Consider the following 11,494-nt stretch of genomic DNA (forward strand, 5'->3'; position numbering starts at 1 on the left):
ACATACGAGCTATAAATAGCTGTTACTGACATCTACTCATTCCGTATTTCTCAATGGTTGATTGTCCTATTATTAAAAAATTAATATTATAATTTATATAAAATGTGTATTTTGTCGCATTTATTTGATGTATTGACCATAATATAACGATAATGCTCTAAAAACTAAAACTAGGAATAACATGAAAAGTAAAAAAGTCTCAGACATTATGATTGAAGTGTTGGAACAAGTCGGCGTAAAGCACTGTTACGGCATTGTTGGAGATACGCTTAATCACTTTACCGATTCTTTATCGCGTAGTTCTATTCAATGGATCAATGTTCGCCATGAAGAAGTAGGTGCATTTGCAGCAGGTGCAGATTCATTGATGAGTGGCAATTTAACAGTATGTGCTGGCTCATGTGGTCCTGGAAGCTTGCATTTTATTAATGGTCTGTACGAATCACACCGTAATGGTGCGCCTGTGGTTTTGATCGCAAGCCAACTTTCAACCGAACAAGCAGGCTATTTAGATTTTCCCCAATATGTCGACTTTAAAGAAATTTATAAAAGTTGTTCTGTATATTGCGAGGAGATCAAAGCAGCCAGTCAAGTCAGACATGTGATGACATTGGCCTGTCAGGCAGCATTGAATAAACGTGGCGTAGCGGTGGTCATTATGCCAACCAATATCAGCAGTCAATATATTCAGGAATCATTGGATTTCAGGGTACATCATCCGCAGCCTGAAACTACGCCTAATCCTGCTGAACTTGATCAGATTAAAAACTTCATCAATGCTCATCAAAAAGTCACGATTTATGCGGGTATTGGAGCTCAGCATGCTCACGATGAAGTGGTTGAACTTTCGAAAAAATTAAATGCACCCGTTGTGCATACCTCACGTGCAAAACATTTTATTGAATATGATAATCCTCATAATATGGGGATGAATGGTATGTATGGCAATAAAGCAGCCTTACATGCGATTAATCATAGTGAGGTATTGTTACTGCTTGGAACGGACTTTGCGTGGCCACAGTTTTATCCTAAACACGCGAAGATTATTCAAATCGATGTCGATGCTACTCATTTAGGTCGTCGCTATCCTATAGATTTTGGTGCTGTTGGACATATTGCACCAACGCTGCGTGCTTTAATCCCTTTAGTTGAAAAGAAGCAGAACCAACACTTTATTCAAGAGTGCTTAGATTTAAAGAAAGTTGCAGATGCAGCTCGTTTGAAAGAAGAGCGTATAGGTAAAGATGGTTTGATCCACCCGCAATATGTGGTGGCGCTCCTCAACAAATATGCAGATGATGATGCATTTTTTACTGGAGATGCAGGCTCATCGAAGCTATGGATGCTTCGTCACATCGATACCAATGGTAAGCGTAAATTGCTATGTAGTTTACTGCACGGTACGATGGCAAACTCGATGCCTCAAGCACTCGGCATTAAAAAAGCCTTTCCTGAACGTCAGGTGATTGCGCTATGTGGTGATGGTGGTCTGAGTATGCTGTTGGGTGATCTCATGACCATCGTACAGGAAAAGTTGCCGATCAAAATTGTTGTCTTTAATAACCATTCGCTCAATTTTGTAGAGCTTGAACAAAAAGTTGATGGCTTACTGGATAATTTTACCAAGTTAGCGAACCCTGATTTTGGCAAAGTGGCTGAAGCGATCGGGATTTATGGCATGACTCAAAAAGATGGTCATGGTTTGGAAGCAGCTATTCAGAAATTTTTAGCTCATGATGGTCCTGCACTAATCGATATTCATACCAACCCTGTAGAGTTGGTGATGCCACCAGAACCAAAATTTGAGCAAGTGAAGGCGACTTCATTGTATGCGATGAAGGCGGTTTTAGCTGGTCGAGGAGATGAGGTAAAAGATCTAATCGTGAATAATTTTATAAAATAAAATCGTTCGTCTCTTTAATCATTTTTTATGACAGTTTCTTCAAGTACTCATGGGATATTTATATCTGCTAGGCTTGAAGAAGCTTTTTTATACCGTTAAGTAAAGTTTTAATAAAAAATACAGTAAATTTACAATAAAAAATATCTTAAAAAATAAGCATTAACTCTTCATAAAATCATTTTGATCAATATCGTCATTGTTCCAACTGCTCATAGTTTCTATAACTGTTTTCCATTTTTGATTCAGTCATGATCAAGATGTGGAGATCATTTGATCTATGAGAATATCAAATAGATCAAAATAATAATGGTAAAAATCACATAAATTAATGAACAATTCGCGTATTAAGGTTTAATGATGAGAAGTTTTTTTCAAGTATTTTCACTTTCTATTCTTTCTTCAAGTGTATGGGCAGGTGCAGATTGGGATTATTACCACCCTGAACAATGGAACAAGCTAAGCCCGAACTATGCAGCTTGTTCTGGTCAGAATCAGTCACCAATTAACATTGAGCGTTCTGTAAAAGCGGATTTGAAACCGTTGCAGTTTAGCTATCAAACTTTGATTCAACGTATTCATAACAATGGACACACGGTACAAGTCGACTTTAAAGAAGGCGGAGAGCTGATGCTGGACGGTGATCGTTTTCAACTCAAGCAGTTTCATTTGCATACCCCAAGTGAAAATAAAATCCATGGCAAACAATATCCGCTAGAAATCCATTTTGTACATGCCAATGCCAAAGGAGAGCTGGCTGTCGTGGGGATGATGTATGCACAAGGTGCAGAGAATCCGCAATTGGCAAGAATATGGAATTCATTACCGAAGCAAAAAGGGCAAACAGTTGAGTTAAAACAGCCCCAGTCTGTTAATCATTTATTGCCAAAGAATTTGGATTATTATCGTTTTAGTGGGTCACTCACCACACCTCCATGTTCTGAGGGTGTTCGCTGGCTAATCTTAAAAGAGATTCAAACAGCCTCAGCCAAGCAGATTGAGGACTTTGCCAAGTTATTGGGACATCCGAATAATCGACCTATTCAGCCGTTGAATGGTCGAGTGGTGGTGGAGAATTGATGTAAAGGTAAAGACTTATCTTTATGGAAATGGGAGTGGAGAAATGTTGTTGGTGCATCAAGTGCTTTAAGCTTTTCACCCTTTCTAATTTCCCTCACCCCCTTGCGAAGCAGTACTTCTCATCCCAAAGGGAGAGGGAGTTGCATCTGATTAAATGCCATCACATAATTTAATAATGAACGTTCCCTCTCCTTGTAGGAGAGGTTCTAAAATTTGATAATCTAGAGAAAATAATAAAAATTAAATCCAAAATGAACAAAAAGCTCGATCCTCAATTACTCATATTCGCCAAATCCATGCGCCATACCTCCACTGATGCAGAACATCTAATGTGGCAAATTTTACGTGCAAGACGATTCATGGACTTAAAATTTAGACGTCAGCATGTGATTGAACCCTATATTGTGGATTTTTATTGTCATGAAATAGGTTTAGTGATTGAGTTGGATGGTAGTCAGTATGCAACGGATAATGCTATTGAATATGATACTGAACGAACCAAGTTTTTAGAGGCTTTGAGTTTAAGAGTTGTGCGTTATTGGAATCGTGATGTGCTGGGACGGACAAATGTGGTGTTAGAGGATTTGTGGAACTTGTGTACTGAATTAAAAATACCTCTCTTTAAACAAAAATTAAAGAGAGGCTAAAAATTTTAAAAATTAATATAAGGCTTCATTTTATTAAGCAAAATATCATCATCAAGAACTTGCCAACGCCAAAAAGCAGAAAAGGGATATTGAGGGGAGGTCATAATCTTTAGTCTGTCTATTTCCTGTCCTTCTTGGAAAGGAGTAAGTCTTTTTGATCTGAGCCTACCCCTAATTTCTAACATCACAGACAATTCTTCCAATAATTGGTTTATTAGCTCTCTTCTGCTAATTTTTCTAGCAGGTGTCGAAATGTCATTAAAACATCTGTTTAATAATTCTACAGTTCTGGCTGAACTATCATAGTTAGGATCATTAATTGAACATAGATTAGTAACTGTCACAGGATCATTAGCACGAGACGGTGCTATTACTAAGATATTCCGAAAAACTTTATGATTTACATCGCAAGGGTTTAAAATGTATTCATAATTGTCACCTTTGATCCGATTACATCTTTTACAGCTATAAAATAAATTATCCCATACAAATTTTAGTGTAGGGTGCTTTGCATGAGGTAGAAAATGTTCAACTTCAACTTCTTGAACTTTGTCATTTTCACATAGATAGCACTTCTCAAAACAAATCTCAGAAAGAGCATTGAGAATAGGAGCTGTATTATACTTATTTCTTGCTAAATCAGTTGGAGCAGGTAAAAAGCGGACGATCTCAAACATCAAGATCACCTAGCTCATTATTATCAATTAAAAAATTTAACCCTTGCATATAAATACTTTTGGACTCTGCATTTAACTTAGATTTATATGGTTGTAGTTTTTTTAACTCATCATTTAAGGTTTGAAAATTTACATTTTCACTGTTTATATTCTTATATATATAATCTATTGATTTTTTCAAATCTAAGGATTCTGTATGAACATGAAAAAGTTCTTGAGTAATTGCTTCTACAGAATATTTACTTAGATTCTCATCAATGAAACTTCCATCAGTCAAATCAAATATGACAGTGTCATCATTTGCAGAAGTAATAACAAATGGCGAGTGGGTCGTTACAATGAACTGAATATTTGGAAATGATTTAATAAAAAAAGGGAAAATTTTTCTCTGTAATGAAATATGAAGATGAGCATCTATTTCATCAATTAAAACAATTCCATTTAACTCATCGGGTAAAATATCTAATAACTGTGATCGCATAAGCAATTCTGTATAAATAGTAAATATTGAAGAATAGCCTGAAGATAGGTTTTGAAAATTAAAACTTTTTTGAGTTTGATTTATTAAAAACTTTTTTGTTTTATGATCAAAATTCAATGTGGTTGAATCATCTTCGAAAATGAACTTTAAGTCATTATCAAGTTTCTTAAACCATTGATCAATTTTTTCAGCGTATAAATAATCAGCTTTTTCTGTAATTGCTAATGATCGCTCTATTTTGATGTTTACTAAATATTGTTCAAAAGCTTGACTAAGATTTGTATCATAACCAGTTTTAGCACTATTTATATAATCATCTAAAGAGCATGTATTTGTTGAATGGGTAATTTGTGTTTGCCTAAATGCTGAAAAATAATTAAATGTTATTCTAGTTGATCGAATATCTCTATTTAATTCATCAATGCTTTCAATTTTAACTTTTAAATCACTGCCGATGGTGGTAAATATATCAAAATTATTTAAGATATTCGACATTTTTTCTAAATTGTACATTAAGTCATGTGTTTCAGATAATATATTTTTTTCAAACCTGCTTTCTATAATATAGTCAGGGAGTATGTGATCTATATATTTGTTATTTGAGTCTATAATAATATTGTTTGCATTTATGTCATGTGAGTATCTATTTCTTTTATAAATATTAGATTTATTAAAAATATATATATCATTTAGAATACTTTTTGATATTTTATAAAACTGATTGTTATTTTTTACATTAAATTCACTTTTGTTTTTGCTTAAATTAATTAGCTTTTTTAAATCTGAAGAATTTATTATAGAATGTAATTGTGGGTTCTGGTCTAATATTGAATTTAATCTTACCATGAAAGTTCTTTTTGCTTTGAAACTTTCTTCAGATAGGGATGCTATTTTAGATAATAATTCTTTTGTAATAGTATTATTTACTTGGTTTAAAAAAAATGTTTTACCTACACCATTTTGACCAGTAATAATTAAATTTCTACCATTTAGAGGGATATTAATTTCTTTTTTTAAACTTTGCGTTGTTCCGCTGATCTTTTGTAAATATTTCATAATTTATATTAAAGTAAAGGGCTGAATAAACAGCCCTTTATACTACAAATTAGATCAAACTAACAACACATTAAAGCGCTGCAATCTGCTCCATATTCGCTTTAATCTTCGCTAACTGATCAGCAAACTCAGCAAGTTTCGCTTTCTCGCCTTCAACAACAGCCGCAGGTGCTTTCGCCACAAAACCTTCATTTGCAAGCTTCGTTGCAATTTGGTCATGCTGTTTTTGAACCTTGTCTAAGTCTTTTTGCAAACGACTTAATTCCGCTTTAGGGTCAATTAAGCCCTTCATCGGAACGAACACAGACACATGACCGACTACAGAAGATGAAGACAATGGCGGTTGTTCAGCATCGCTTAGGAAGGTAATGCTTTCAACTTTAGCCAATGCTTTAAACAACGGTTCAATACGTGCGATTTGCGCTTTCTCGCTATCCGTCGTGTTTTGAAGCAGAACAGGCAACAAGCGAGCATTACCTAAGCCCATCTCACCACGGATATTACGTACCGCACCAATCAAACCTTGAAGCCATTGCATATCAGCTTCAGCTTGTTCATTAATTAACGCTTTGTCAGCAACAGGGTACTGCGCCAGCATAATCGTTTCGCCAGAAATGTTTAACTTCGGCGCAAGCGTTTGCCAAATTTCTTCTGTTAAGTAAGGCATTAATGGATGTGCCAAACGTAAAGATGCTTCCATCACAGAAAGAAGAACACGACGCACTTCAGCTTTACGCTCAACCGATACATTTTCATCATTCAGAACAGGCTTAGTCAGTTCTACATACCAGTCACAGTATTCATTCCAAATGAACTCGTAAATCGCTTGTGCAGCCAAGTCTAAACGATACGTATCAAATGCCGTTTGTACCGCTTGTTCCGCTTTTTGTAGACGGCTCACAATCCACTGTTCAGGCAATTCCCAAAGGTCTTGACGCACCTCTTGACCAATCACTTGCTCTTCACAGTTCATCATCACGAAACGGGTAGCGTTCCAGATTTTATTCGCAAAGTTACGGTAACCTTCAACACGTTTCATGTCGAATTTAATGTCACGACCCGTGTTTGCAAGCGCACAGAATGTGAAACGAACTGCGTCTGTACCGTAAGATTGAATACCTTCTGGGAATTCTTTACGGGTTGATTTTTCAATCTTCGCTGCTTGTTTCGGGTTCATCAAACCTGTTGTACGTTTTTGTACTAAAGTTTCAAGATCAACACCGTCAATCAAATCTAGTGGGTCAAGCACGTTGCCCTTAGATTTAGACATCTTCTGACCTTCGCCATCACGAACCAAACCGTGCACATACACAGTTTTAAACGGCACTTGAGGTGTACCATCTGCATTTTTCATGAAGTGCATCGTAAGCATAATCATACGAGCAACCCAGAAGAAAATGATGTCGAAACCTGTTACAAGAACATCAGTCGGGTGGAACGTATTTAAGAAGTAGTTTTCTTTATCTTTGGCTTCGTCACCCGTCCAACCTAAAGTTGAGAACGTCCAAAGACCCGATGAGAACCATGTATCCAATACATCTTCGTCTTGATCTAATTGAACATCGGCAGGAATGTTGTTTTTCTCACGAACTTCAGCTTCATTGCGACCAACGTAAACATTACCTTCCGCATCGTACCAAGCAGGGATACGGTGACCCCACCACAATTGACGAGAGATACACCAATCTTGAATGTTGTTCATCCAAGCCATGTACATGTTGCTGTACTGCTCAGGTACAAATTTGATGTCGCCATCTTTTACGGCTTTGATTGCAGGTTCAGCAAGCGGTGCAATCTTCACGTACCATTGGTCTGTTAATAACGGCTCAACGATTACACCTGAACGGTCTCCACGAGGTGGTTTCAACGTGTACGGTTGAATTTGGTCTAACCAACCTTCGCTTTCAGCTTGTTCTACTAATTTTTTACGTGCTTCAAAACGCTCTAAACCAACATAGTCCGCAGGTGCAGGGATGGTTTTAGAAATTTGCTCGCCGGCTTTCGCAATGTATTCAAACTCAGCCAACACTTCAGCATTTTTGTTGAAGATGTTGATGATTGGCAATTCGCAACGTTTACCTACTTCATAGTCATTGAAGTCATGTGCAGGGGTGATTTTTACACAGCCTGTACCGAATTCTTTGTCAACATATTCATCTTTAACGATTGGAACAGCACGACCTGTGATTGGTAGGATAATGTTTTGACCAACTAAGTGTGCATAACGTTCATCATCAAGCGCAACAGCAACGGCTGTATCACCTAATAATGTTTCAGGACGAGTGGTTGCTACAACAATGTGATCTTTACCATCATGCGTACGAAGTGACTTATCTTCAAAGAAATATTTGAAGTGCCATAGTGAACCTTGTTCTTCTTTATCAGACTCAACCTCTAAATCAGAAAGGGCAGTTTGTAATTTAGGATCCCAGTTAACCAGACGTTTACCACGGTAGATCAAACCATCTTCGTGAAGTTTTACAAACACTTCTTTCACTGCGTTTGATAAACCTTCATCCATGGTGAAGCGTTCACGTGACCAGTCAACAGAAGAACCTAAACGACGGATTTGACGGGTAATGTTACCGCCAGATTGTTCTTTCCATTCCCATACTTTTTCGATGAACTTATCACGACCCAAGTCATGACGGCTTACGCCTTGCGCACCTAACTGACGCTCTACAACCATTTGCGTTGCGATACCTGCGTGGTCAGTACCCGGTTGCCAAAGCGTGTTAAAGCCAGACATACGCTTATGACGTGTCAAAGCATCCATGATGGCATTGTTAAAACCATGACCCATGTGCAAGCTACCAGTGACGTTTGGTGGCGGAATCATGATACAGAAAGACTCGCCTTTTTCAGACGGCTTAAAGTAACCGCGTTCTTCCCAAGTTTGGTACCATTTTTTCTCGATCTCGGTCGGATCGTAGGTTGTAGCAATATTTTGCGCTGAATCAGTCATAGTTCGAACAGATCAAAAGTAGATAAAAAATTGCATCTATTGTAGCAAAAAAAATGCATGGAGAGGCACGTTAAGCAAATGCATTCTCGTTTCAAATCCCACACAATCGAACAGTAATTGATTTTGAATAACACTAAAGCCAGCGTCAACTCGCGGAATCGGCCTGAAAATAAAGGATAACAATCGCATGACCTATACTATTTCTTTGCGCTTACAACCTGAAACTTATCAGCAATATCAAACCATTCACCAAAAACTCAATGCAGGAGATCGTGAAGCGCAAGCTAAAATTCTTGGAGATAATCTGTCCAAAATTGCTTGTGAGATTATTGATCAAGCCTTTGGCACACTGGTCAAAGATTCTAATGCAAAGGATCAAGACTCAGCAAAAGTATTGAAACAAGTGCAAGATGCAATCTTGAAATACATGCCTTGGTCAGTATCTTTTTTTGGTAATGATCGCTTAACGCCTATGGTGAATCATGTACAAAGTTTGATGTATGAACAAGATGGAAAATACTATATTTCATACCCAGTTGAAAAAGTTATTGTGAATGAGTTACTGGGCTGTGCAGAACGTATGCGTGAAGGTCAAAATCAATATGTTGCTCCCGGCTTAAAAGCCTTCACTAAAGTGGTTGATCAAGGCGTTACGAGCTTAATTCGTGAACCTAAAAAAATGCTGAAATTTAATATGGTGGTGGATAAAACCTTAAATGGTGTGATCAGTTTGACCACAGGATTAGGGTATAAGCGATTTGAAAATTTAAGCAAAATTCATGATGCACAAAGTATCGTGAAGTACTTTGACCATTTTTTGGTTTTTCTTGATAATGAAGGACAGCAAAAAGCAAAATTAAATGCTTAAACCATAAGGATAAAGGGAATGGCAAAGTTGGAACAGCTTGATCAGAAAGTGGTGTGGATTACAGGTGCATCATCGGGTCTTGGTAAAGCGTTGGCTGCTGAATGTGCCAGCTTAGGGGCACAGGTTATATTGACGGCTCGTCGTTTTGAAGAGCTGGAAACGGTAAGACAGTCTTTGGCACACCCAGAACGACATATTTCCATTAAAGCGGATATCACAGATGAATCACAAGTTCGTCATGCTTATGAACAAGTTCTCCAACAAAAGGGACGTATTGATTGGTTAATCAATAATGCAGGTCTATCACAACGTGCATTAATTAAAGACACGACCATGCAAACTGAACGTGCGATCATGGAAGTCGATTATTTCTCTCAAGTCTTTTTAACCAAAACGGTTTTGCGGACTTTTCAGCAACAGAAGTCAGGACGAATTGCCTTTATCTCAAGCGTCGCTGGTTTATTGGGTACACAATATCGTGCGACTTATTCGGCAGCCAAAGGTGCGATTCATATGTGGGCGAATAGCTTACGTGCTGAAGTTGCGCAAGATGGTGTGGGTGTCTCGGTGATTTTCCCGGGATTCGTGAAAACCAATGTATCCTTTAACGCTTTAAACGGTGAAGGAAAGCCCCAAGGTTATCAAGATGAGGCTATTGAAAATGGTTTAGAAGCAGAGGAATTTGCTAAACAAACCGTACAGGCATTATTGAAAGGGGATGAGTATATTGTCGTGGGTGGGGCAAAAGAAAAATTAGGTGTCTTTATTTCACGGTTATCACCAGCAATACTGTATCGAATGATCCGAAAAATGAAAGTAAAGTAATTTTTAATGATCGTGACCCGCGTATCGATGAGAAAAATTTTATCAACTATGTCTTGTTTTCTATCTCAATGATCATGCGAGCGATAAGGGGTTTGAAGACTCCTCAAATAAAGTATAGGGCTTGAGTGACTACTACATACCTGTAAAGAAAAAGAGAGACTTTTAGTCTCTCTTTTGTATAGCAGTTCCGTAAGCGAATACTTCAACCATTCCACCTTGAAGTCCTAAATCTGTGGTGCTGAGTCTTAACCCTAAGATTTCAGTTGCGCCCATTTTTTCAGCTTCAAGTTTAAGTCTAACAATAGCTTCACGTCTTGCACGTTCAACAATACTTTCATAACTACGTAAGCGTCCACCAAAGAAATTTTGGATTTGCGCAAGTACAAACTTAAAATAATCATGCGAAATCACAACATTACTGCTGATCATTTGTCCATGGTTTTCAGAAGTTTTAAAACGCTGACTATCTAACTTGATATAAGCTAAGCGCGCTTCTTGTTCATCAAGTTGCTTAAGATGCTTTTGTTCATTATAGCGACCAAATCCAAATCCAATACAAAATAGGATGAGAAAGATAACCACCTGAAAAATGATACCATCCATAACGAATCCTTAAGAGGTGAATGGATCAGGAATTTTAGGTGCATTCGGTGTGACATACACAGCTGTGCCATAAACAAATAATTCGGAAGCACCTTGGGTAATATTGGAAGTCGAGAAACGAATTCCGACAATCGCATTCGCCCCTAAGCCACGCGCTTTATCAATCATACGGTTCATTGCTTCTTGACGAGACTCTTCAAGTAATTCCGTGTATGCGGTAAGTTCTCCACCGACGATATTCTTAAGTCCTGCGAGTAAATCACGTCCAACGTGTTTACTTCTGACGGTACTACCATATACCACGTCAAATTGTTGTTGAATTTGATGACCAGGTACAGATTCTAAATTACTTAACAGCATGTGATTGAAGTCGTTATAAAAAGGATAATTAA

10 protein-coding genes are annotated in these 11,494 nt (G+C 37.6%); 5 read left to right on the forward strand and 5 right to left on the reverse strand.

What is annotated here, in order from left to right; translation table 11 throughout:
* The first annotated feature begins 181 nt into the window (after positions 1 to 181).
* The 3 genes from AC1M89_RS10060 to AC1M89_RS10070 all read left to right on the forward strand — a co-directional run bounded on the left by AC1M89_RS10060 (position 182) and on the right by AC1M89_RS10070 (position 3,627).
* Complete coding sequence (locus AC1M89_RS10060) at positions 182 to 1,903, forward strand: thiamine pyrophosphate-dependent enzyme (protein WP_481614182.1); 1,722 nt, start codon at positions 182 to 184, stop codon at positions 1,901 to 1,903.
* Positions 1,904 to 2,260: 357 nt separating this feature from the next.
* Positions 2,261 to 2,980, forward strand: a complete 720-nt coding sequence (locus tag AC1M89_RS10065) for a carbonic anhydrase (protein ID WP_481614183.1) — start codon at positions 2,261 to 2,263, stop codon at positions 2,978 to 2,980.
* Positions 2,981 to 3,231: 251 nt separating this feature from the next.
* Positions 3,232 to 3,627, forward strand: a complete 396-nt coding sequence (locus AC1M89_RS10070) for an endonuclease domain-containing protein (RefSeq protein WP_481614184.1) — start codon at positions 3,232 to 3,234, stop codon at positions 3,625 to 3,627.
* Positions 3,628 to 3,632: 5 nt separating this feature from the next.
* On the opposite strand, the gene AC1M89_RS10075 is transcribed toward AC1M89_RS10070, so the two are convergent.
* From AC1M89_RS10075 to AC1M89_RS10085, 3 genes are all read right to left on the reverse strand, one after another.
* The gene (locus AC1M89_RS10075; protein WP_481614185.1) at positions 3,633 to 4,304 is read right to left on the reverse strand and encodes an HNH endonuclease; all 672 of its coding nucleotides are present in this window, start codon (positions 4,302 to 4,304) and stop codon (positions 3,633 to 3,635) included.
* Positions 4,297 to 5,841, reverse strand: coding sequence for an AAA family ATPase (locus tag AC1M89_RS10080; RefSeq protein ID WP_481614186.1), 1,545 nt, complete (start codon positions 5,839 to 5,841; stop codon positions 4,297 to 4,299). Before AC1M89_RS10080 ends, AC1M89_RS10075 begins: the two co-directional genes overlap by 8 nt.
* A gap of 70 nt (positions 5,842 to 5,911) precedes the next feature.
* Positions 5,912 to 8,806 carry a valine--tRNA ligase gene (locus tag AC1M89_RS10085; RefSeq protein WP_481614187.1) on the reverse strand — a complete coding sequence of 965 codons (2,895 nt, stop codon included), beginning with the start codon at positions 8,804 to 8,806 and terminating at the stop codon, positions 5,912 to 5,914.
* Between the two features lie 187 nt (positions 8,807 to 8,993).
* Here AC1M89_RS10085 and AC1M89_RS10090 point away from each other — a divergent pair, with 187 nt between their 5' ends.
* Positions 8,994 to 9,674 carry a hypothetical protein gene (locus AC1M89_RS10090; protein ID WP_035266700.1) on the forward strand — a complete coding sequence of 227 codons (681 nt, stop codon included), beginning with the start codon at positions 8,994 to 8,996 and terminating at the stop codon, positions 9,672 to 9,674.
* 18 nt (positions 9,675 to 9,692) lie between these two features.
* Positions 9,693 to 10,499: an SDR family NAD(P)-dependent oxidoreductase gene (locus AC1M89_RS10095; RefSeq protein ID WP_481597280.1), complete on the forward strand. Its 807-nt coding sequence runs from the start codon at positions 9,693 to 9,695 to the stop codon at positions 10,497 to 10,499.
* Between the two features lie 162 nt (positions 10,500 to 10,661).
* Here the strand turns inward: AC1M89_RS10095 and AC1M89_RS10100 are convergent, their stop codons facing one another.
* On the reverse strand, positions 10,662 to 11,102 hold the full coding sequence (locus AC1M89_RS10100) for a YbjQ family protein (RefSeq protein WP_092766865.1): 441 nt from the start codon (positions 11,100 to 11,102) through the stop codon (positions 10,662 to 10,664).
* A 9-nt stretch (positions 11,103 to 11,111) separates the two neighbouring features.
* Positions 11,112 to 11,462, reverse strand: a complete 351-nt coding sequence (locus tag AC1M89_RS10105) for a YbjQ family protein (protein WP_092766864.1) — start codon at positions 11,460 to 11,462, stop codon at positions 11,112 to 11,114.
* Positions 11,463 to 11,494 lie beyond the last annotated feature (32 nt).

It is taken from the genome of Acinetobacter sp. ANC_7635, assembly GCF_056779945.1.

Coding starts and splice junctions, on each gene's coding strand:
- AC1M89_RS10060 (WP_481614182.1), top strand. CDS start 182: ATGAAAAGTAAAAAAGTCTCAGACATTATGATTGAAGTGTTGGAACAA.
- AC1M89_RS10065 (WP_481614183.1), top strand. CDS start 2,261: ATGAGAAGTTTTTTTCAAGTATTTTCACTTTCTATTCTTTCTTCAAGT.
- AC1M89_RS10070 (WP_481614184.1), top strand. CDS start 3,232: ATGAACAAAAAGCTCGATCCTCAATTACTCATATTCGCCAAATCCATG.
- AC1M89_RS10075 (WP_481614185.1), bottom strand. CDS start 4,304: ATGTTTGAGATCGTCCGCTTTTTACCTGCTCCAACTGATTTAGCAAGA.
- AC1M89_RS10080 (WP_481614186.1), bottom strand. CDS start 5,841: ATGAAATATTTACAAAAGATCAGCGGAACAACGCAAAGTTTAAAAAAA.
- AC1M89_RS10085 (WP_481614187.1), bottom strand. CDS start 8,806: ATGACTGATTCAGCGCAAAATATTGCTACAACCTACGATCCGACCGAG.
- AC1M89_RS10090 (WP_035266700.1), top strand. CDS start 8,994: ATGACCTATACTATTTCTTTGCGCTTACAACCTGAAACTTATCAGCAA.
- AC1M89_RS10095 (WP_481597280.1), top strand. CDS start 9,693: ATGGCAAAGTTGGAACAGCTTGATCAGAAAGTGGTGTGGATTACAGGT.
- AC1M89_RS10100 (WP_092766865.1), bottom strand. CDS start 11,102: ATGGATGGTATCATTTTTCAGGTGGTTATCTTTCTCATCCTATTTTGT.
- AC1M89_RS10105 (WP_092766864.1), bottom strand. CDS start 11,462: ATGCTGTTAAGTAATTTAGAATCTGTACCTGGTCATCAAATTCAACAA.